The sequence below is a fragment of the Marinifilum breve genome (assembly GCF_003202155.1).
Lineage (GTDB): Bacteria > Bacteroidota > Bacteroidia > Bacteroidales > Marinifilaceae > Marinifilum > Marinifilum breve.
The window spans coordinates 440,387-464,028 of the sequence record NZ_QFLI01000001.1 but is presented as its reverse complement, the minus strand read 5'-3'; the positions used below and the strand labels follow the sequence as shown (position 1 = coordinate 464,028).

General features: G+C 34.9%; 16 protein-coding genes. 11 read left to right on the top strand and 5 right to left on the bottom strand.

What is annotated here, in order from left to right:
• The first annotated feature begins 421 nt into the window (after positions 1–421).
• Complete coding sequence (locus DF185_RS01845; protein ID WP_110359018.1) at positions 422–1,138, top strand: hypothetical protein; 717 nt, start codon at positions 422–424, stop codon at positions 1,136–1,138.
• Between the two features lie 151 nt (positions 1,139–1,289).
• Here DF185_RS01845 and DF185_RS01840 read toward each other — a convergent pair whose 3' ends face one another.
• Both DF185_RS01840 and DF185_RS01835 read right to left on the bottom strand, forming a co-directional pair.
• Positions 1,290–2,495, bottom strand: coding sequence for a LolA-like protein (locus tag DF185_RS01840; RefSeq protein WP_133249930.1), 1,206 nt, complete (start codon positions 2,493–2,495; stop codon positions 1,290–1,292).
• 52 nt (positions 2,496–2,547) lie between these two features.
• Complete coding sequence (locus DF185_RS01835; RefSeq protein WP_110359016.1) at positions 2,548–3,774, bottom strand: outer membrane protein assembly factor BamB family protein; 1,227 nt, start codon at positions 3,772–3,774, stop codon at positions 2,548–2,550.
• Between the two features lie 410 nt (positions 3,775–4,184).
• Between DF185_RS01835 and DF185_RS01830 the strand changes: the two genes are divergently transcribed.
• From DF185_RS01830 to DF185_RS01810, 5 genes are read left to right on the top strand one after another with little or no spacing between them, the layout of a single operon-like run.
• Positions 4,185–5,894 carry a [Fe-Fe] hydrogenase large subunit C-terminal domain-containing protein gene (locus DF185_RS01830; RefSeq protein ID WP_110359015.1) on the top strand — a complete coding sequence of 570 codons (1,710 nt, stop codon included), beginning with the start codon at positions 4,185–4,187 and terminating at the stop codon, positions 5,892–5,894.
• Between the two features lie 26 nt (positions 5,895–5,920).
• On the top strand, positions 5,921–7,105 hold the full coding sequence (locus tag DF185_RS01825) for a SpoIIE family protein phosphatase (protein WP_110359014.1): 1,185 nt from the start codon (positions 5,921–5,923) through the stop codon (positions 7,103–7,105).
• Between the two features lie 30 nt (positions 7,106–7,135).
• On the top strand, positions 7,136–7,387 hold the full coding sequence (locus tag DF185_RS01820) for an NAD(P)H-dependent oxidoreductase subunit E (protein WP_054720008.1): 252 nt from the start codon (positions 7,136–7,138) through the stop codon (positions 7,385–7,387).
• Positions 7,388–7,424: 37 nt separating this feature from the next.
• Positions 7,425–9,275 carry a [Fe-Fe] hydrogenase large subunit C-terminal domain-containing protein gene (locus DF185_RS01815; protein WP_243421743.1) on the top strand — a complete coding sequence of 617 codons (1,851 nt, stop codon included), beginning with the start codon at positions 7,425–7,427 and terminating at the stop codon, positions 9,273–9,275.
• Positions 9,276–9,277: 2 nt separating this feature from the next.
• Positions 9,278–10,462: a SpoIIE family protein phosphatase gene (locus tag DF185_RS01810; protein WP_110359012.1), complete on the top strand. Its 1,185-nt coding sequence runs from the start codon at positions 9,278–9,280 to the stop codon at positions 10,460–10,462.
• Here DF185_RS01810 and DF185_RS01805 read toward each other — a convergent pair.
• Positions 10,459–10,839: a response regulator gene (locus tag DF185_RS01805; RefSeq protein ID WP_110359011.1), complete on the bottom strand. Its 381-nt coding sequence runs from the start codon at positions 10,837–10,839 to the stop codon at positions 10,459–10,461. The two genes, DF185_RS01810 and DF185_RS01805, sit on opposite strands and share 4 nt — an antisense overlap.
• A gap of 196 nt (positions 10,840–11,035) precedes the next feature.
• On the opposite strand from DF185_RS01805, the gene DF185_RS01800 reads away from it, so the two are divergent.
• Positions 11,036–13,099: a T9SS type A sorting domain-containing protein gene (locus DF185_RS01800; protein WP_110359010.1), complete on the top strand. Its 2,064-nt coding sequence runs from the start codon at positions 11,036–11,038 to the stop codon at positions 13,097–13,099.
• A 52-nt stretch (positions 13,100–13,151) separates the two neighbouring features.
• Here DF185_RS01800 and proC read toward each other — a convergent pair whose 3' ends face one another.
• Complete coding sequence (proC, locus tag DF185_RS01795) at positions 13,152–13,949, bottom strand: pyrroline-5-carboxylate reductase (protein ID WP_110359009.1); 798 nt, start codon at positions 13,947–13,949, stop codon at positions 13,152–13,154.
• A gap of 212 nt (positions 13,950–14,161) precedes the next feature.
• Here proC and DF185_RS01790 point away from each other — a divergent pair, with 212 nt between their 5' ends.
• Genes DF185_RS01790 through DF185_RS01780 form a run of 3 tightly spaced genes read left to right on the top strand, consistent with a single transcriptional unit; the run spans position 14,162 to position 17,431 of the window.
• Complete coding sequence (locus tag DF185_RS01790; protein ID WP_110359008.1) at positions 14,162–15,160, top strand: LacI family DNA-binding transcriptional regulator; 999 nt, start codon at positions 14,162–14,164, stop codon at positions 15,158–15,160.
• A 10-nt stretch (positions 15,161–15,170) separates the two neighbouring features.
• Positions 15,171–16,325 carry an MFS transporter gene (locus DF185_RS01785; protein ID WP_110359007.1) on the top strand — a complete coding sequence of 385 codons (1,155 nt, stop codon included), beginning with the start codon at positions 15,171–15,173 and terminating at the stop codon, positions 16,323–16,325.
• Between the two features lie 8 nt (positions 16,326–16,333).
• Positions 16,334–17,431 carry an ROK family protein gene (locus DF185_RS01780; RefSeq protein WP_110359006.1) on the top strand — a complete coding sequence of 366 codons (1,098 nt, stop codon included), beginning with the start codon at positions 16,334–16,336 and terminating at the stop codon, positions 17,429–17,431.
• 112 nt (positions 17,432–17,543) lie between these two features.
• Here the strand turns inward: DF185_RS01780 and DF185_RS01775 are convergent, their stop codons facing one another.
• On the bottom strand, positions 17,544–20,072 hold the full coding sequence (locus tag DF185_RS01775) for a hypothetical protein (RefSeq protein ID WP_110359005.1): 2,529 nt from the start codon (positions 20,070–20,072) through the stop codon (positions 17,544–17,546).
• 396 nt (positions 20,073–20,468) lie between these two features.
• On the opposite strand from DF185_RS01775, the gene DF185_RS01770 reads away from it, so the two are divergent.
• Positions 20,469–23,630 (top strand): SusC/RagA family TonB-linked outer membrane protein, encoded by a 3,162-nt coding sequence (locus tag DF185_RS01770; RefSeq protein ID WP_110359004.1) that lies wholly within the window; start codon positions 20,469–20,471, stop codon positions 23,628–23,630.
• Positions 23,631–23,642 lie beyond the last annotated feature (12 nt).

Genomic DNA, 23,642 nt, shown 5'->3' with positions numbered 1-23,642 from the left:
GAAAGTGGCTACTTTTTAAGAGTAAGGATTGCATTAAAATGTGATGGAGGAAAAAATAATTTGCAGCAAAAGTTAACGTGGGGTATAAACTACTGTTGCTTGCTTGAGAAATCATGACATATATAATGTAAAGAATTTATATTTTTTATTAAAATTTAACTCGGTAATAAAAATATTGGTTGGTGGAATGTATAGGGGATGATTATAATATATGATTGTTTAATTTTATTTAAGCTGTGTTGGGAGATCTGTGTTTTCGGACTTAGTATGGTTATATGGAAGTAAATCAGCAGATAAAATATAAATAGATGTTTAAAAAAAAATGTTAATGTTAAAAAATAACTAAAGAATTATTTGGACATAATAATAGGAGTCTTTAAATTCATATAAAAATTAAAACTTACTTAAATAAAATTATAACATGACTAGTAATACAAGACTCTACAACTGCTCCGATGCAGTTTTTATTAGTTTTTCAAGTCAAACCATAAGCATACTTGATGAAGAACATTCAAAATTTGAATCCTTCTCGACTTACTTTAAGCCAGAAACTTTACAGCTAATAAAAGATCAGTATAATGCTGCAAGTAGTATTCCTTCCGATAAAGTTCATATCGATATTCAGGCAAAAGCTACCGACAATATTAATAAGGAGGTAGAAGAATGTGCCAAATTGTATCAGCGCTGCAAGTTTGATATTGAATTGGTATTTCCGAATGATAAGAACCTTTGGAATCAGTTTGGCTTTAATGATTACTTGGATGCGCGTAAATCTGCCAAAAACATGTATATGTTCTATTCTGATTTTCAATTCATGGTAAACTTGCATAAAGAGGACTTGATGAAAACGGCCTGGACAGAAGAAATGTTTACCAAAATTGATGAAAGAAAGAATAATTTAAAGACCTTGATGGATGCTCAGACCAAATGTATGGTTGAACGTGGCAGAGCAACAGAACAACGAATAGAAGCGTTAAACGTTTTGTATGAAAGCTTGGCAAAGTACGTAAAAGCTGCAAAATATATTTACGAAGGTAATGATGAGATGCTGAAGTGGTTTAAATTTCCTGTTACAGCTAATGGTAAAAAGGAAGAGTCTGTTGAAGAGATGGTTACAGACGAACAAAGCGATGAATAGTTAAAAAGGTAAAGCTCTGGTTCGGCACTTTTTTTTAATGGTTGATTGAGTGCCAGGCCTTAACCCCGACTTAGTAACTCGGGGTTTTTCTTTATCTAAAAAATCCCCAAACTCCGAAGAGAATGAGGATTTCGTAAAGGTTCAAGTGTATTTATTTCTTACTTAAAGTATTTTCAGATTTTCTTGTATAGGTTAATCTGGCTTGTGGTTTCCAGGTTTTTCCTTCGTCGGTTGATATTTTGTTTTCTACAGTAAATTGGTTGTTGTCTACTTTTGTGTAGATAAATTGGCGACACATTCTTGTTGCGCTTGGCTTGTCAGAGTAGCTAACCTGTGTATCTTCCATCACCAAAATATTGTCTTTTAATTCTCCCTGAAACATGTCGAAAGTTGAAGTAAAATCGTTGAAAGCAGCGATTCTGTATTTCTTGGTTCCAGCATCGTAAGTAAAGTTAATGCTTAGGTTGTTTGGGAAACCATTTTCGTAACTAATCTGTTCTTGTAGCAAGTTGGTAGAAGCAAACTTAATGCATGATTCTGTATTTCCTCTGTCGCGATAAGTGCCACGACGCCCCATAAACTCAAGCTTTACATCCCAGTCGCCTTCCATAAAAGCCAATTTCGAAATCTCTTTGCGTTTAGGCATTGCAAACAAAGATTTATCGATTTTAGGGTTAAGCTCTACACTTTCGATTTGTGTGATTCTATCACGTTGCCAAAAAATACGTTCAATAAAAAAAGGAACAATAATTTCATCAACCTTTCTAAAGTCATCGAAATACATTTCTGCTGGCACGGCTTGTGCAAAATCAACCCATGGTGCTTCACACTTGTACTCCAAATAAGTTTTGGTGTTCAGGTACCATTTTTCCGATTTGCCATCTTCACGTGTAAGTTTTAGTACAAACATTTCGTCGCCATCAACATTTTCTTTCCCTATGTACTCTACCTTGTGACCTTTTTTCTTGTAGTTTAAAAAAGGAGTAAAGAATTCAGCTTTTTGTTTGAAAACATTGGTTTCGTTAGAATTGATGTTTCTGGCATATTCAATCTCTTGCCAAGGATCAATGGTCCAACCGCATTTCCCATTAAATCCTTCGAAAACGTGTTGCTCGCCTAAATACAAATCCGAATAATAGGCGCCGCATTTTGTTTTGTAGCTTGTAAAATCCTTTTCAAGACTAAAAGCGGTAAAGCGTCCTTTTATTTTTAGGGCTTCTACTTTTTCCCATTTATCTGCTCCTCCGTGTGCTTCAATGTGCTTGGCAATAATTTCTTCAGCTGTTTGAGCTACAAGAATGCCTGGCATTAAAAACAAAGCAAAGAGGAAGAATGCTTGTAGTTTTTTCCGTTTCATGTGGGTATGTTTTATTGATTGTTTTTTTGATATGATAGACTCAATTTCCAAATTATTTTAATTCGTAACAAGCCATTTCAGTTAGATTTCTTAAGTAGATTTTTCCGTTTGCAAAGGAAGGAGCAGTCCATGATTTACCATCAATAGCCTGTATGTTACCCAACTCGGTATATGCATCAGGAGTAGCTTTTACCTGTATTAGTTTTCCTTTATCGGAAAGTACCAAAAGTTGATCGCCAATTCGAATTAAACTTCCTTTACCATAACCTCTCTTCGTCCATTTTTTCTCACCGGTTTTAACCGAAATACATTGAAGAGCTGCCACATGGAAACCATATACATAGCCATCGTGATAAATAGATGAGCTGTAGTCATTCTTCATGCTGGTACCACGCGAAATTTCTGTTGCTTTGTTGTTGTTTACCTCAAGAACAATAAAACCAGGGTTCCTAACAGCCGAGATAAATATCTTGTTGCCATCAAAAACAATTGGCATTCCCGTAGGGTTGCTGATAGGAGAGTTGTAGGTCCAAAGGGTATCGCCTGCAGTGGTTAGGGAGTATACCTTTCTGCCGTTAGCAAAAATAATGCATTCCTTATCGTTAATTTTTCCATGAACAGGTGAGTTGTAAGTTGCTATGCCTTCTCCCTTTTTCCATACCTCTTTACCTGTTTTTTTATCGAAAGCCATGAATGCTCTGGAATCTGTACCGCCTACTTCAACTATTACATTATTTCCTACAATTACCGGCGATGAGCTAAATCCCCAACGTGGAATTTTACTTCCATATTCTTTCATGAAATCTACTTGCCAAAGTGTTTTGCCATCTTTTTTGGAATTGGCACTTAGTTTTCCGTAGCTGCTTAAACTGTAAACATTCTTTTCTCCAATTGCAGGAGTAGATCTTGGTCCATCGCCAAAAGTATCGAAAAACATGTTATCTACTCTGGTTTTCCATACTTCATTACCTGTTTTTTCATCGAATGCTGCAATAAACTCATCACCAGTTATGCTATCCTTTCTTACGCTAATCATGGTGTAAATATTGCCTCCAGAAATGGTTAACTCAGAAAACCCATCGCCTAGTTTTTTCTTCCAAACTAATTTAGGCGCTTTGTCTGTGAAACTCATCAGTTCAATATTGTCGGTTGAACCGCTCCTGTTTGCACCTCTAAATTGATTCCATTCCTGATTTGGAGCTTCCTGAGCGCTTGCATGATTTAGTAGCGTAGAAAATAGTAGCGCGCAAATGGTAAATAATAGATTAGTCTTTTTCATTTGGTTATTATTGTTTGATATTAGTCTTTTAGGTTTGTTTTAAAGTGCTATAAGTAATTGAAAATCACAATTTACATTTTACTGATTTATCAAATACCAAGCCGAAGGATAGAAGTTGCAAGTTATTAGCCAATTAATAAAATTGTATCTCTTTAAAAGTCTTAAAAAGCTGTTCGTTAGTGAACAATTAATGTCCGCAAATGACTCATTTTTAAACTGAGATTTCAACTTTATTTAGAATGAGATTTTGCTTCCGATATAGATTGATTCAACCTATGTGAATTCCCTTATTTAAAACTGGTATGAATAGTTTATATGTGTTCCCAAACAGATAATATTAAGACCTATCGGTAACATAAATATTGAACTTTGCAGAAGCTAAATGAGATACGTGATTACAATTTTATCTTATGGATGTTTTAAAGCCAGTTTATACAGAACAGAACGATTGTCAGGATTGCTACAAGTGCATACGAGAATGTACTTTAAAGGCAATTAAGGTAGTGAATAATTCAGCCCAAATTCTTCATAACGATTGTATTTATTGTGGTACTTGTACGCAAATATGCCCTGTAAATGCAAAAAAAGTGCGTGATGATGTGAAGCGAGTAAAGGCAATGATTAATCGAGGAGATCATATCATTGTTTCAATTGCACCTTCTTTTGTAACTGAATTTCCCAACCTAAAGGATGATCAGTTTATTTCAGCATTAAAAGAACTTGGATTTGCAGAAGTTTCGGAAACGGCACTTGGGGCGCAGGAGGTTTCAAAGCAAGTGGCTGGTTATGTTGATGGTGGTGAAAATGGTATTTACATTTCATCTGCTTGCCCTTCGGTAGTAGAAATGATTTGTAAACATTATCCGGAGTTTAAAGATAGTATTACTCCATTTCTATCTCCCTTGTTAACTCATGCCAAGTACTTAAAGGAAAAATCACCTAATTCGAAAGTTGTTTTCATTGGGCCATGCATAGCCAAGAAAGCAGAGAGTGACGAATTTCCTGAGCTTTTAGATGCATCTTTAACTTTTACTGATTTGAAGAATTGGTTCGAGGAGGAAAATTTAGATCCTTATTTGTTTCCGGAAGATAAGGCTAATAATAGTTTTATTCCTGGAAAGGCTGGGCGTGGTATTTTATATCCAATTGATGGAGGTATGATCATGGGGATAAAGGAAAATGTTAGCGCTACCGATGCTGTTTATATGACCTTTTCTGGTATTGGAAACATTAAAAATGTTTTAAGCGATTTAAATAAATATGGCAAAACCAACAAGCTGTTTTTGGAGTTGTTGGCTTGTGAGGGAGGCTGTGTAAATGGACCTGGAGCCGAAAAGGAGTATTCTACAGCGATTAAACGTTTAGAGGTAATCAATAAATTGGACTCGGATGAGCCAGCTGTTTTGAATGCTGATTTTTCCATTCAGCGAAACTTTGATTCCATTTCACCGATTCCAAAGTATGAACATTCCGAAAATAGTATAAAAGAAGCCTTAACCATGATTGGGAAGTACTCTGATAAAGATGAAATCAATTGTGGGGGCTGTGGATACAACTCGTGTAGAGAATTTGCAGAGGCTTATTTGGAGGATCGTTCAGAGCCAAATATGTGCGTGTCGTACATGAGGAAAATTGCACAGGATAAGTCTTCTGCCTTGCTGCGCAAAATTCCTTCTGGAGTTGTAATTGTAAACGATGAGTTGAAAATTATAGAGGCCAACCAAAGTTTTGCAGGAATATTAGGCGAAGAGATTGAAGAAGTTTATCAAACCATACCTGGATTGGTAGATGCTGATCTGAAAAAGATCATTCCATTTCATAAGCTGTTTGCATCAGCCTTAACAACTGGAGTTGATAATTTAGAGCGAGATATAAAGCATGAAAATAAAATGCTGCATGTAAGTATATTTAGCATCCATAAAAATAAGATTGTTGGGGCAATTGTTAGAGATATGTCGCAACCTTATATCCAAAGAGAAGAAGTTGTGAACAGGGCAAAAACTGTAAACAGAAAAAATCTGGAAACAGTTCAGAAGATTGCATACTTGCTTGGTGAGAATGCGTCGGAAACAGAGGAAATGCTGAATTCGATTGTGGAATTTTATAAGCCAGTAGAATAGAAAAACATAGCTTAAGTTGTACGGATATGCATGATGATTTTTACATAGAGGTTGAATGTCAGCAAAGAAATCAGGTAGGTCAATCGATTTGTGGTGATGTTTTTATGTCGCGAAAGTTGAAAGATGAAGGCCGAACCATACTTGTTCTATCTGATGGTTTGGGTAGTGGAGTAAAAGCCAATGTATTGGCTACCCTCACATCTTCAATGATTTTGAATTACATGAAGGTGAACAAGGATATCCGAAAAGCAGCAGAAGTAATCATGAAAACTTTGCCAGTTTGTAGCAAGCGAAAAGCCGGATATTCAACCTTTACCATTGTAGAGATCGAATGTGATGGAGATACAAGAATTATTAGTTATGACAATCCAGATTGTTTGATTTTAAGAGGTTTGGAATCGTATAAGCCTGAATGTGAAGAATTACATCCGGAGGGAGAGGCCAACAAGGGCAAAATACTTTACTCATATCGATTTAAAGCGCAAAAGGAAGATCGAATAATATTTTGTTCAGATGGTGTAACCAATTCGGGAATGGGAACCAGACGTTTGCCATTTGGTTGGGGAATGGAAAATGTGGATCAGTTTGCAAAAGGTTTGATTAGAAAACAGCCATATATTTCTGCTCGCCGTTTAGGAAGTGATATTGTGGAAAGGGCTTGTGCAAACAATAGTAATCAGCCAAAAGATGATACTTCTTGTGCAGTATTGTACTATCGAGAACCTCGAAACTTAATGATTTGTACCGGACCTCCTTATGAAAAATCGAAAGATGCCAAGTTGGTAAAACAGATGAGCGAGTTTGAAGGAACAAAAATTGTTTGTGGAGGAACAACTGCAGGAATTGTATCACGAGAGTTGCAAAAACCAATAGAAGTTGATTTAAATATTTGTGATAGTGAATTGCCTCCGGTTTCTTTTATCGAAGGGGTAGATTTGGTAACCGAAGGGATTTTGACCTTGGGAAAGGTGCATAGAATCTTGAGCAATTACAACCAAAATACGGTTCTAAGAAATGGTCCCGCCGATAGGATTGTTAAACTTCTGCTAGAAAGTGACAAGATATTTATCATTAATGGAACTAAGATCAATGTTGCACATCAGGATCCCAAACTTCCTGTTGAATTGGAAATTAGACGAACCGTTGTTAAGAATATCGTAGCCTTGCTAGAGGAAAAGTTTTTAAAAGAAGTAGATCTTAGCTATATTTAAACTGTACTAGATAACAAAACAACAAACTAGATGGCTGAGAAAATTGAAATCACCATATGCTTGGGAAGTTCATGCTTTTCCAGAGGTAATGGTAAAGCTCTTAAAGCAATTAATACATACTTAGAAGAAAATAAATTAAAAGATAAGGTTTTCTTTCACGGAGAACTTTGTACGGGCAATTGTGCCAAAGGACCAATCCTTAAGATTGATGATGAATTGTATGAGGAAATTGATCCTGAAGGCGTAATTGAAATATTAAATGGGGTCTTTGGCCTTGTTTAATTCTTGCTTTAGTTTCCAACCCTAAAATTCCCGTATTATGCCTTTAATCCTAACCAATAAGGACAAGTGTAACCTTAGTTATACTTGCATTCGTGTTTGTCCTGCCAAAGCAATAAAAATCGAAAATGATTATGCCCATATCATTGGAAACAGATGTATTGGGTGTGGAAATTGTGTGACGGTTTGTGCACAAGATGCAATTGAATATCGCAATTCCGAAGATCAGGTTAAAATGTTACTGAGTGGTAACGATCCGGTAGTTGCAATTTGTGATCCAAGTATTTCTGGTGAATTTGATGATATTCTGGATTATAGAAACTTTGTAGGAATGATTCGAGCCTTGGGTTTCGACTATGTGGTTGAAGCTGCATTTGGTGCCGATTTGGTTGCCTACAAGTACAAGAATCTGTTTGACAATTTTCATGGTAAGTATTATATATCAACCAAGTGTCCGGCACTTGTAAATCAAGTGGAAAATTTCCATCCTGATTTGGTTGAAAATCTTGCACCTATTGTACCTCCAAATGTAGCAATGGCAAAAGTTGTGCGTAAAAAATATGGAAAGAATGTAAAGGTTGTTTCTTTATCGCCATGTGTTGCAAGTAAGAATGATGTGAAGTTTTTTAATGGTTCGGATGGAGATATTCATGCGGTACTTAGTTTTGTTGAGCTCCGAAAATTATTTGGAGAGTATGACATCACAGAGAACTCTGTAGAGTTCTCTGAATTTGATCCTCCTTTTGCTCGTTTGGGAGGATTATTTCCAATTAGTCATGGTTTGTTCCAGGCTGCCGATATTGATGTGAGTATGTTGAATGGAGGTATAATTAGTACCGAAGGAAGAAATAACTTTTTGCGTTCCATTAATGAGTTTAAAACTCAGCACAATTTAAATCAGCATTTAGATTTATTTTATTGTGAAGGATGTATCATGGGACCAGGAACTTCTGTTGGTGGTCGTAAGTTTTCAAGAAGATCTCAGGTTATTAGGTATGTGAGAAAGAGATTGAAAACTTTTGATGAGGAACAATGGCAGAAAGAGATTGATGAATACAAGAATTTAGATCTTAATCGAGGATTTAAATCGAGAGGCCAAAGTCTTCCAATTCCATCGGAAGAAGAAGTACACGAAGTGCTTGTAGAAATGGGAAAAGAGAAGATTGAAGATCAATTGGGATGTGGGTCTTGTGGTTATGAGTCGTGTAGGGAGTTTGCCATTGCAAAATGTCAAGGTTTGGCAAATTTTGAGATGTGTTCTTCATATACCATAAAGAATATGAATTCAGTAATCAAAGAACTCAATGTTACAAACTCTAAGCTTTCAAAGACCAAAACAGCATTAAAAGAATCGGAGAGGATAGCGAATGAAGAAAGAGTTATAGCTCAAGAAGCCTCTGAAACGGTATCTGCCATGTTGCAAAAATTACCTTCAGGAGTTGTAATAGTAGATGAAAATCTGAAGGTTATTGAATCCAATACCAGTTTTGTGAATTTATTGGGTGATGAAGCAAGAATGCTAAGTGAGATTATTCCAGGTTTAGTTGATGCCGACTTATCCAAATTAATTCCATTTCACAAGCTGTTTTCAACAGTTATTCTTAATGGTGAAGATATTTTGAATAAAGATGTTCATTATGGCAATGCTCTCTTTAATGTATCGGTATTTACGATTAAGAAAAACAAAATTGTAGGAGGAATTATCCGCGATTTATATGCTCCTGAAGTTAGAAAAGAAGAGGTAATTGGTAGGGCAAGAGCGGTAATTAAGGAAAACCTTCAAACCGTTCAGCAAATTGCATTTCTATTAGGAGAAAGTGCTTCTAAGACTGAGAAACTAATGAATTCGATTATCAAATCTCACACACCAGGTGATAAAGAAAATTCATAACAATGGAAGATAAATTTCACATCGATATAGATTGTCAGCAATTATTCCATCATGGAGATATGATTTGCGGTGATGTTTTTCTTTCGAGAAGAATAAAGGAAGAAAACAGAACAATTGCAGTTTTAAGTGATGGTATGGGAAGTGGTGTAAAAGCTAATGTTTTGGCAACACTTACGGCTTCTATGGCAATGAATTTTACAGCGGAGCATAAAGATGTTATCTCTATTGCCGAAATTATAATGAATACGCTTCCTGTTTGTAGTGTTCGTAAGGTTAGCTATTCTACTTTTACCGTTATTGATATTGAATATGATGGAACAACTAAGATTATAGAGTTTGATAATCCTTGTTGTGTTGTTATGAGAGGAGCAGAAGTTTATGATCCAGGTTGGAGAACAATTACTCTTGATAGTGAAGAAAATCAAGGTAAACAGTTGAGAACTTGTTCGTTTACTGCACGAAAAGAGGATCGAGTTTTGTTTTGGTCCGATGGTATTATGCAATCAGGAATGGGAAGTAGGGAGTTGCCTTTTGGTTGGGGGCATGAGAATGCTTTGAATTACGTAAAGAATATTGTAAGGACTACTCCATTTATATCTGCTAGAAATTTAGGATTGCAATTGGTGAAGAAAGCTTCCCGAAATGATAATGACGAGCCTAAGGATGATACCAGTGCAGGTGTAATTTATTATAGAGAACCAAGAAAGCTACTAATTTGTACCGGACCACCATTTGAAGAGGATAAAGATTCTGAATACGCAATGCGTGTTTACCATTTTAAAGGGAAGAAAATTATATGTGGAGGTACCACTGCTGAAATACTTGCTCGAGAATTGAATTTAAAGTTTGCAGCAGGTATGAAAATTACAGATCCTGAATTGCCGCCAGCTTCATATATGGAAGGAATCAATTTGGTGACAGAAGGAATTCTTACCATAGGAAAAGTTGCACGTATCCTTGATGAATATACCATTGATTATGATCTGGGAGATGGGCCAGCAGATCAAATTGTGCATTATTTGTTACAGAGCGATAAAATTTCCATTATATCGGGTACTCGAATAAATTTTGCTCATCAAGATCCAAGTTTACCTGTTGAACTTGAAATTAGAAGAACAGTAGTAAAAAAGATTGTTAGTTTGCTGGAAGAAAAATTTCTTAAAGATGTAAGTTTAACTTTTATCTAAAGATACTTATCAATTAAACTCAATAATTTCTGACTTGAAATTGGCTTAGAAATATAATCGTCGCAACCAGCGGCAATACTTTTTCCTCTATCTTCTGCCATGGCATAAGCCGTTTGTGAAATAACCGGAACCTTAGGATTGATTTTCTTGATCGCCCTAGTAGCATCAAATCCATTTAGTAATGGCATTTGTATATCCATGAGTATTAGGTCGATTTCGTTTTGGGTAAACATATCAACCGCGTGTTGGCCATTTGTTGCCCACAGAATATTAGCACCAGTTCTTCCAATTACCTCTTCCAAAAAAAGATAATTTGATTCAACATCTTCAGCAATTAGAATGGTTTTTTCAGACCAATTAAAAGTCTCTGTGCTCATAAGGTGTAAATAGGTTTTAATATTCGGTTATCAAATTTAATTATTTTTTTTGAAAAATGTGTTGACTCTGTCAATCGTAGAAATATTCTTTTAAGATAATTATCGAATGTAGGCAATAATTAGGGTGACTATATGCTTTTGCGGATTGACTTTATCAGCATTATTGTTATTTTTGAAAATCTCTATTATAAATCTCATGATATTTAAACTAATTAGAACAGGACTTTTATTAAGTCTTTTATTTCTCTCAATTGTCGTAAAAGCGCAAATTTCTCATGGTGGAGAGCCATTGTTTAAAAACGCAGCGGCTACGTCTAATCTTAAGCTTGTTGAACTTCCTAAATTTAAAGCGATATCAAAATCCATTATGGAAAATGATCGTAATTTTGGTGTGAAGTTAAAGCATGCCCAATATGCATATTCATTTAATGTAGATTATAATATTGAAAAGGATGGAGTTTGGGAGGAACTAAACGATGGTAGAAGAGTTTGGAGATTTTCAGTAAAATCTGAAGGTGCATATTCTTTGGGTATAGAGTTTTCAGAATTCAGAATACCATTTGGAGCCCAATTATTTGTTTATAACGATCAGTCCAATAGAATTTTAGGTTCTTATACGCGTGAGAATAACAAAAAGTCAGGTAAATTTTCCATTGAACCTTTAGTTGGTGATGAGCTTACGATTGAATATATAGAACCTTCAGAAGTTGAATTTCCTGCAAAACTGTCTATAAAAACAATTTTGCATGATTATAAGAATATTTTCAACTTACTAAAGGATAGTAAAGTAAAGACATCAGGTGAATGTAATGTTGATATAAATTGCCCAGAGGGGAATGGTTGGCAAACAGAAAAAAGGTCTGTGTGTCATATTTTATACAATGGGTGGATTGCTTCTGGAGCATTGGTTAATAATACCAGACAGGATGGAACGCCTTATTTATTAACGGCTTTTCACGTTATACACGAACAAGAAGTTGCGGATGCTGCGATTTTTTATTTTAATTATGAAAATTCTGAGTGTGGAGGCAATGATGGTGAGAGGTCTCAATCAATTTCGGGATCTACATTAAGAGCAACAACATCGAATTTGGACTTTACACTTCTGGAACTTTCTGTTCAACCTCCTTTATCTTATTCTCCTTATTATGCAGGATGGGATAGATCAGGAAGAGTTCCTGTGAATACAACGTGCATTCATCACCCAAGTGGGGATGTTAAAAAGGTTTCGCTTGACAATGATGCACCTGTAACCGCTACCTATTCCGATGCCCGATACACTTTTGATGAGAATACAAGCTGGCAAATTTTAAATTGGGAAGTTGGAACTACAGAAGGAGGTTCATCAGGATCACCTCTCTTTGATGAGAACCATAGAATTATTGGAGATTTAACAGGTGGTGATGCAAGTTGTGGCAATTCTGTTAATGATTACTTTGCCAAATTTTCATCGAGCTGGGCTAATTACTCTAATATCAATCAACAGTTAAAATATTGGTTGGACCCATTAAATTTGGGAGTAGAAATTATGAATGGGTTTGATCCATCTTTTAAAATTAATGAAAGAAGTAGGTGTGTAGGAAATGATTTTACAGTAGAAGCTATTGTTAATGAAGATGCTGAAAATATGTTTTGGGATTTTGGGGAGGATGCTACACCAACTCAAGCTGTAGGACCTGGTCCTCATAACATATCCTATAGTTCTGTAGGGAATAAATCAATTGAGCTTAGTTATAGGTCAAGTGGGGTAGATATAGAAATTAGTAGAGATGTAAAGGTTATTGATTTGACAAAGCTAAGATTTGATTATACTATACAAAAAAGACAACTAACATTAATTAATCAATCAGTAGATTTTGATTCCTTTACTTGGAATTTAGGAGATTCAAATACCTCTGAAGAACTTAGTCCAAGTCATGAATACCATAACTATGGAGAATATACAGTGAGTTTGACTGGTACAAATGATTGTGGTAGTGCAAGTGTATCAAGGCAGATTGAAATGAACTATGACAAGCTTTTGTCGGTTTATCCAAATCCATCTGTCGACAAGTTTACTGTTGATCTTAGTAAAATTATATATAGCGAAATAAGCTGGAGTGTATATTCAAGTGCTGGTATGGAAGTGAAGAATGGAGTTATACCAAGCTATAGTAATACTATAGAATTTAATTTAAAGGGACTCTCGGCTGGAATATATATTTTAAGAATGAATGTGGATGGTGAGATTTTAAAACGTAAATTACTCCTTGTAAAATAGATGATAAGCCATTCTTTAACAGAATGGCTTTATTTTTACTTATAAATTTAGGTTACTTTTCTATTTTCTCAAAGGATGTAACAATTCCTCTGATTAGTGATGAGGAGAATCCTTGATGCTCCATTTCATTTAATCCAACAATTGTACATCCTTTAGGTGTTGTAACTTTATCAATTTCCGACTCAGGATGATTGCTGTTTTCCTGCAACATTTTAGCTGCACCTTTTACAGTTTGCGAAACAATTTGATTGGCTGTATTTGCGTCAAATCCAATTTGGATACCTCCCTGAATCATAGCGCGAATAAAACGAAAAACAAATGCAATACCGCAAGCTCCCAGTATTGTAGCAGCTTCCATTAATTCTTCATTAATGATTAAACTTTCACCTATTGCATCGAAAATCGATTTTACTTTTTGAGTATGTTCAACCGAGGAATTTTTTCCACAAATACAGGTGACTGATTCACCAATATCTGCAGCAATATTTGGCATAGCTCTAAATACAGGTATTTTATCATCCAACATCTCAGATATTTCATTAGTACCTAAACCAGTAGCCAATGAAACCAGTATGTGTTTATCTTCTATTATTTCAGGTTTAATCTCGTTAATGATTTTATCTACATTATAGGGTTTAACAGCCACTAAAATGATGTTAGAGTTCCTAACTGCATAAAGATTATCTGAGGTAATTTCTGCACCATGTGGTTTTAAATCTTCTATCAGTTTGAGCTTTCTTCTGGTTGCAATAACATTTTCAGAATTAAAATCTTCATGTTCTAATAATCCTTTGGCGATTGATTTACCAAGGTTACCACATCCAATAACACAAATCTTTTCGTTTTTCATCTGTCTATTTTTATTTGATTTAATCAGGCAGAAGGTGTGAAAATACGCATGACAATAGGTAAAAATACAATTTATTTAAACAAGCTTATCTTATATTCGAGGGATTTCTATTTAATTGACCTGAGATTTGGATAAAAATTTTCATTCTTTCAAAAAATGTCATACTTTTGATAAATCGATTTAGTAAAACGGTTTAGTAAAAAGCAAAAAACTTGAAAAAGAAATCTATAAAGGATATAGCCCAGGAGCTAGGTTATTCAAAAACAACAGTTTCCTTTGTTTTGAATAATAAAGGGGATGAAAAAAATATCAGTAAAAAAACGCAAGAAAAAATACTGGCATACGTTCGTGAGGTAAATTATCAGCCCAATCAGATTGCTAAAAGTTTGAAAAAAGGGAAAACCAATACCATTGGCTATTTAATTCCCGATATATCTAACCCGTTTTATGCTAAAATTGGACGCCTGATAGAAGATTTGTTAGCAGATAAAGGATATCATTTAATCATTGGAAGTACTGATGAAACACAGGAAAAAGAAGATTTACTGCTGAATATGTTTGTGAACCGACAGGTTGATGGACTTATTCTGGCTTCCTCCTTCGAAAATTTGGGGATGTTAAATACATTGGCAGCTCAACGTTTTCCAATGGTGTTTTTCGATAGGGAACATCCTGATTTTTTTGGAAACTATATTCTTGTTGAGAATAAAAATGCAATGAAGGGTGCAGTTCAGAAGGCAATTAAGCATGGAGCTAAAAAAATAGGCTTACTTTCTATTACGCCTAATGTTTATTCTCTAGAATTGCGAATTGATGGTTATCGTGAGGCCTTAAGCGATAATCTGATTGATATTGATAATAGCTTGATTCGAATTGTTGATAATAATAATCTAAAAGAGAGTACTAAAGTCCAGTTAAAGCATTTGGTAGAAGATCAGGTGGATACTATTGTATTCACCAATAATCAGATTACGGCTCATGCTATTTGGGCAATGAATATTTTTCATCAAGAGAAGATTGATGATATAAGGTTTGTGAGCTTTGATAACCTTGATTTGTTCGATTATTCCAAACCAAAAGTTACTTCTGTTGCTCAACCAATTGAAAAGATAGCCCATTATACCGTGGATATTCTAGAAGAAGTAATGAACAAAAAAGAATGTATAAGCAAAAGAATTGTATTAGAACCAAAATTAATAGAACGTTTATAATTAACTATTTATGAAGAACAATTATTTAAAATCAGGACCGATTTTCCTAGCCTTTCTTTGTATGGGCTTTGGTGATGTTGTTGGACCTCTAACCAGTCAGTTACAAGCTGATTATGAGTTAACAAATTTTATGGCTGGATTGGTTACATTCATGGGATTCATCATGTTTGGATTACTATCTGTACCAATGGCATTATTTCAAGATAGAAAAAGTAGAAAGTTTGTATTGTTGCTGGGAATGGTAATTGCATTAATTGGTTTAGTTTTACCAATTTTGGGAGATTTCTCCTCCTTTGGATTATTATTAGGAGCATTATTGCTGCTAGGAACAGGTGCTACTTTACTGCAAGTTGCTGGAAACCCTATAATGCGTGATGTGTCACCAGAAGGAAAATACTCCAGAAATTTATCTTTTGGACAATTTTTTAAGGCAATAGGATCCTTGTCTGGAGCATTAATCCCTCTTATGGCAGCTAAATATTGGAATTTAGATTGGAAAATTTTATTCCCAATTTACTCAGTGGTTCTATTAATTGCAGTAATCTATTTGTATGTTGTTAAGATTGATGAACAAAAGGATGAGGAGGCAACTCCTGCATCATTCGGCTCGGTATTAGCTTTGCTTAAAAATCCATATGTATTTTTTATGGTATTGGCTATTTTTCTTTATGTAGGAGCTGAAGTTAGTATGAGTGCGAAATTGCCAAATTATTTAGCGCATCAGTTCAATTATGACATTAAGGAATTAGGACTATGGGGAACTTTATTTTTCTTTTTGGCTTTAATGACAGGTAGATTTTTAGGAGGAGTTATTCTAAACTGGATGTCTCCAACAAGATTTTTGAAGGTAACAACTATTATTGCCATGCTTGGTATTTTAGGATTATATATTGCACCAAGCGCAGTGGTAGGTTTTGTTTCTATTTTCCTTATTGGATTAGGTTTTGCAAATATTTTTCCTTTGGTATTTTCTATCACAATTGACGCAATGCCTGAGCGTAGCAATGAAATTTCCGGCTTAATGGTAACAGCAATTATTGGTGGAGCATTTGTACCATTGATTTTTGGTGCTGTAGCAGATATCTTTTCATTAATGGCTGGTTTTGTCGTAACATTGGTTTGTATCGGATATATTTTCGGTTTATCGTTTTATAAAAGAAAGTAACAATAAGAATGAATATTTGGAGAGATGAAAGAGTTGTAATGACTCTTGATGCAGGAGGAACAAATTTTGTATTCTCGGCTATGAAAAGTGGGGAAGAAGTAGTTGAGCCAATTAGAAAACCATCGAATGCAGACAATTTGGATTTGTGTTTGCAAACCATTGTTGATGGATTTCAAGAAGTGTCCAATAAGTTGAGTGAAAATCCGGTTGCAATTAGTTTTGCTTTTCCTGGTCCGGCTGATTATAGAAATGGTATTATTGGTGATTTGCCAAATTTGCCTGCATTTAGGGGAGGTGTAGCATTGGGACCAATGCTACAGGAGAAGTTCAATATGCACGTATTTATTAACAACGATGGTGATTTATTTGCATATGGTGAAGCTCTAGGTGGTGTTTTGCCAGAGGTTAATAACAAATTGGTACAGGCAGGAAGTCCCAAACGATATAAAAATCTTGTAGGAGTTACTTTAGGAACTGGCTTTGGTGGTGGTTTGGTCCACAATGAAGAATTGCTAATTGGTGATAACTCAATAGCCACTGAGGTTTGGCTAACAAGTAGTCGTATTTATCCAGAACGATTTGCTGAAGAGGGAATTAGCACAAGAGCTATACAAAGAGAATTTCTTTCTCGTGCAAAAAGCGAATATCCTAAAGATTTAATGCCAAAAGATGTATACGATATTGCTATGGATCAGAATAATCCGGATAATAATGCAGCATTGGAATCATTTAAAATTTTTGGAAAATGTTTGGGCGATAGTTTAGCCAATTTATTGACAATTACAGATGGAATAGCTGTTATTGGTGGAGGTCTTACAGGTGCTCATGATTTATACATGCCAGCAGCATTGGAAGAAATGAACGGCAAATGTTATACTTCGAATGGAGATTCTTTACCAAGATTAGTTCAGAAAGTATATAATATCGATAATGAAGATGAATTTGCAGACTTTGCGGCAAATCATTCAACAGATATTAAAATTCCAGGAACAGATAAGACAATAAAATATGATCCAAACCCTCGTTTGGCTGTGTGTTCTAGTAAACTTGGAGCAAGCAAAGCCATAGGTATTGGAGCTTATGCATTTGCATTGAAAAATTTGTAGTAGTAGTGTGATATCCGGATTGAGAATTTAATAGTGCTCTTTCCGGATTTTTCATTGTTAAAGATTAGATTAAAAAAAGCCTGACGCTTTATGTGTCAGGCTTTTTGTTTGATTAGTTCTCCTTTGATACAATATCTTTGAATGTAAATTGATATTCTTCGTTGTAGAATTTTAGGTATAGTTTCCTGTAGTGTTCAAATGTTTCTATTGCCAGGCTATGCTTTCCTTGTGATGCCAACAAATGACACTTTGTTTTTAGAGCAGTTTCATTCATCTGATCAAATTGGAATATGACATTAGATATGGCAAGGCTAATTGCTTTGTCAATATTATCATCTTTAAGAATCTCTTCTAAGGTGCTTACAATTAATCCTGTATTTGAGTCTTTAAATGAATCTAACCATTCTGGGAAGATATCTTGAAGCATTGAACCTCTTTGAAGAATGATGATGATTTCAGCTAGATTTTCAATATTACCCTGTTCTCGTATCAATTTTATTGCATTTCGAACATATTCTAAATCGCAAAAAATATTTTCTGGAAGAATGATTTTCCAATAATTATTGTCAAAAACTACTTCAGTCCCTGGTAAATCCTCAAGAATACCTCTCAATTTTTTGATGTTAACTCCTCTGTTGTTTTTTGCGTTGCTTTCCGATTTATCAGGCCATAAATATTCTTGTATTCTTTTAGAAGATATTCCATTTCCTTCATTAATTGTATTTAAAAGGATTAATAGAAATAGTTCTTTTAGGGTTGGACTAAATCTATAGGTAATATCTTTTCCTTTGTTATCAAAAACCTGAAAACCTCCAAATAAGATAATGGCATTTTGCTTTGGAGCTTCATAATCAGATATTGGAGCTTCAAATATTTCTGTTGAAGTGTAGGCTGTTTGTATTTCAGTTGTTCTACGATCCTGTCTAACTTTCCTGACTATAAATAATCCTAGAAGAATGATACAAATCACAAGTAAAGAGTAAAATATTTTAACCGAGAGAGGTAATTCTACTCCGTTAATATCAAAATTGTCTTTGTTCCCAGGTTCGTAACTGATTGTATAAATATTAACCTCATGGCTCAAATCTTCTTTTTTATGAGAGGTAATTGCGATGAGTTTATTTTCACTATTCCAGTAGTAAAGGTCAGCAAAAGAATCAATATCAAGGAAATTATACGGGATACTATCACCTATAAATGCAATTCCTGCCTCGTTTATAAACCCTTTAATGGCTCTTAAATAAGTGTTTTGTTTTGATGAGGAAAACATTAAAGTATAGAAACTACTATCATTGGCAGTAACTTTCATGCTATTAATTGGCAAATACTGAAATTGGTCGTCACATTTGTAGTCCCATAAGTGGGTTATTTTTTGATTTTTGAAATCAATTTTATGCAAATCGTAATAGAACTCTTTTCCTAAGATTTGCTTGCCCATAGAATTTCCCAGGCCACCAAAAATGTAGTAACAGTTTGAGTTTTTTCCAGACTGTCCTAAAGAAGCAAGGTATCTTGGCTTTATTGTATCTCCAGTAAAGTTTAATTTATCCCAATTATTGGTTTCTGTATTAAAAGATAAGATATCATTGAAATAAGAATAATAGCCATATCCACATAAAGTGGTGATGTTTTTAGTTTTAGGATGAAGTAATTTGTTGTGATGCCACAGTTTAGGAGTGTCATCCTCAGTAGATTCTTTTTTGTTGTTCCATGAATTGTTAATCGAATCATAGGAGGAAATCAAGTTCTGGTTATAACTGTAGGTAGTTATATTTCCATTCTTGTTATAAATAATTTGCTGTGCTTTTTCAAAACAAGGAAAACCATCAACTTTTTCATTTATAACCGAGAGGGTTTTTGTTAACGGATCAAAACTTTGTATTGTACCATCCATGAATATGAACTGGATTTGTTCACTTTTTTTGTCGTACAATAATGAAGGCAATGAAGAGAAATTTAAACTTTGTATTTTCTCCCACTTATTGTGATAATCAATTACCCAATCAGGATTGTAAACTTTAGCCGTTTTACTGGAGAGAATATCTTTTACCAGGAAATTATCTGTTTTTTTGAATGGCCACAAATGTCTGGGAGCTCCATCAATTCTAATACTTAAATCTTTTATCGAAATAGAAGGCACTTCATCAATAAAGAATCCATATTTATTGATTACACCCAAAGATAATGCAAAATCAGAATTCTGCGGAAAATCAATATCTGATTGCAGTTTTTTGTCTGCAAATTGGAGATTAATTTTATTATTAATCGCATCTATACGTAGTTCAAAATCAATCCATCGGTTGTTTTGAATTTCTTCTTTGTTTAGATCTAAATGGAATTTTGTTTCACGCTTATTGTGTATCACAAATAAGTCTGGCATTCTGTATGTAACCTGAATCAGGTTTTTATTATTGGCTTCTTTAAGAGAAAGGATTTCGCCATAGTGTGTTTCAGATTCTCGAAAAGATAAATTAAAATGAATTGTAAAGTTATTGGTATAGGAAATATTGCCATTGTGTGTAATATCAATGCCAGTTCGATTTTCTTTATTTACTTCATTAGATTTAAAATAGACTCCATGATCTGCAAACAAATCAGGAATAAAAACTAACAGAAGAATTAAGCAATTGATTAATCGCATTATTTTATATGAGAGAGTTGGTTAATAATTAAAATCCTTTGTGAAAATCAAAGATATTCAAATCTTATTACAGAACGAAGAAAGATGTTGTAAAAAACTTGTAGAAGGACCAATTTATAAGGGATTTTAGGATACTCTTGCAATCTAAAATTCACCTGAAAATCTCATATTCTGAATAATATTGATAATACAGTAACTCGATTTTTCATCTCAAAAAAAAGTGAGTTAGAATTAATTGGTTTAACCAGCAGATAATCAGATTTTAATGAGATGGTTAATGTATTTGATTTGATGATTAATTCAATATTAATCGTGAATTAATACGTTTGCGCTAATATTGGCTTCAGAAAATTTCACATGATTTTGTGTTCATTGTATAATTAATATTTACTAACTATGAAGAAATGCTATTTAAGTAATCTTCATTCCATCTTAACTAACCCATTAAGCTTTGGAAGGAAGATTAGCAGTTTAGCCTTGCTTGTTGCAGTATTAAGCTCTCCATTTGCTGCAAATGCAAACGTTAACAGTCTATCTGAAGACAATTCAGCGGTAGCTGTGCAAAAAACTGTTACAGGTACGGTAACTGAAGAGTCAGGAATGTCATTACCTGGAGTGTCTGTTGTTGTAAAGGGTACAACAGTTGGTACGGTAACTGATATTGATGGTAAATTTCAAATTGCTGTCGACGAATCAAGTTTATTGGTTTTTAGTTTTGTTGGGATGACAACTCAGGAAATTACAGTAGGTTCTCAATCTGTAATTGATGTTGTTATGGCGGCAGATGCTTTACAAGTTGATGAAGTTGTAGTAACTGCTTTAGGTATTAAAAGAGAAAAGAAAGCTCTTGGTTATGCGGTTCAGGATGTAAAAGCTGAAGATTTGACCAAAGCGGGTGACGGTGATCTTGTAAGCTCTTTACAAGGAAAAGTAGCCGGTGTACAAATCAATCAAACCGGAGGTGGTGTTGGTGGTTCTTCCAGAATTGATATTCGTGGGGTAAGCTCACTTGTAGGAAATAATGAGCCATTGTGGATTGTTGACGGTGTACCATTTGATAATGGAAATTCAAATGATGGTTCTGTTTGGGGAGGTACTTCAAGAGCCGGTGGTGCTTTTGATTTGAATCCTGATGACATTGAATCTGTTTCTGTACTAAAAGGTGCCAATGCTGCTGCCCTTTATGGAGAGCGTGGTGGTAACGGTGTAATTTTGGTAACTACCAAGAAAGGAAAACGCAATAAAGGTTTAGGTATTAGTTATTCAGGTAGTATGACGCTTTCCGAAGCAGCATACATGTTGGATCTTCAGGATAAATTTGGACAAGGTATCAATGGAGAATACTATGCTACTGAAACTGCATCTTGGGGACCTGAGATGAAAGGTCAGCAAGTTGAATCATGGACCGGTGAAATGATTCCTTTTGAAGACCAGGGGAACTTGTTAAAAGATTTTACCAGAACTGGTATAGCTCACAAACACAACGTATCTTTTTCTGGCGGTAATGATGATGGATCTTTCAGAATGTCTTTGGGAAAAGATATCATTAATGGAATCTACGACAACCACAAGGTTAAGAAAACAACATTCGATTTGCGTGCTGATTATGACATTAACTCATGGTTGAATGTTGAAAGTAAGTTGTCTTTCTTCCTAACAGAAGGAGAGCAGAGGCCAGAGGTAGGAAACTACAGCTATGTAAGCTATTTCAATACAATGCCTCGAAATATTAGAACTCGTGATTTGAAACCAGGTTACGATATTATTGCAGGAAAGCATGTTGAGAAAATCTATTCGGATGCCAGCCCTGGTAACCGAAACCCATACTTTTTGCAGGAGCAATATGTGAACAATGATAAGAAGAACAGAACCTTTGGTTTTATTGCTGCCAATGTAAAACTAACATCAGACTTAAAAGCTAAGTTTAAGTATGGTATGGATTTCTTCCAGTTCTCATCATTAGATGGTTACCAGTATGCTGATAACATCAATCCTAATCGTCCGGATTACAATCCAACACAGTCAAACTTCAAGGAAGAAAACTACGAGTTCCTGTTGTCTTATAACAAGGATTTGAACGAAGATTTTACCATTAGCTTAAATGTGGGTGCAAATACCATGAAGCGTCATTTCAAACAGTTAAGATCTTTCTCAGGTAAATTGTCTTCTGAAGATGATTTCTATTTGGGTGCAGGGTCAAACATTAAGGCTGTTGAAAGTATTACAGAGTCTGAAGTAAGATCGATGTACGGATTTGGTCAGGTAGCTTATAAAAACATGATCTTCCTTGATTTTACTGCTCGTAATGATTGGTCTTCAACATTAACATCTGCGGATACAGAATTTGACAATTCTTATTTCTATCCATCTGTAAGTTTAAGTGCTCTGTTATCAGAGATGTTTGAATTGCCGAAATTTGTTTCTTACGCAAAAGTAAGAGGTTCTTTGGCACAGGTGGGTAAAGCTGCTGATCCATATCAAACCAGTCAGACCTATAAAATTGAAAGTGGAGATTTTGATCTCTCGAAAGGGAAAGTGCCGGATGTATTGGTAAACAAAGATTTAAAACCTGAGATTTCTACTTCATGGGAAATTGGTACAGATATCCGTTTGTTCAGTAACAGAATAGGTTTAGATTTCACTTACTACCAAGAAGATACTAAGAATCAGATTTTGAAGCTGTCTACTGACCAAACAACTGGATACCCATACCGATTAATCAATGCAGGTTTGATTCGTAACAAAGGGGTTGAGGTAATGTTGACAACTGTTCCTGTTAAAACAGAAGACTTTAAGTTGACTGTAGGTTTCAATTTTGCGAAAAACAAAGGAACATTAGAGGAGCTTTACGAAGATATGCCTGTTTACAAGTTTGATGACAACGAAGGCTTCGTTGGACTGCCAGGTAAGAGATTGGGTATCATCAGAGGATCAAAATATGACAGAAACGAAAATGGCGATATCATTGTTGATAACAATGGTTTGATGAAATTATCGAATGAAGAGCATAACATTCTTGGAAATGTTCAGGCAGATTGGACCGGAGCAATCAACTTGAATGCTGAGTATAAAGGATTCTACTTGTCAGCATTGGTATCGATTCAGCAAGGTGGAGACATTCTATCTACCTCTGAACAAGCTGCTGTTTCTGCTGGTACTGCAAAGCGTACTCTTGAGAATAACAGAATGGCATTATTTGTTGATGGTGTAACTGTAGATGGTGGTGCCAACAATGTAATGATTTCTGCCCAGGATTATTGGAGAAAAGTAGCACAGGCTGATGAGGAGTTCATTTACGATGCTTCACATATCAAGCTAAAAGAACTTGCTATTGGATACAACTTACCAAAGACTATTTTGAATAAAATTCCAAATAATCCAATTCAATCGGCCAAGGTTTCTTTGATCGGACGTAACCTATTTTACTTCCACAAGAATACACCAGGTACTGTACCTGATGCCAGTGCTTACAGCTCTAGTTTCGTAGCACAAGCTTATGATTTTGCTCCGGTACCATCTGTTCGTACTTATGGATTTTCACTTAATCTTGGTTTTTAATTGCAAAAGAAG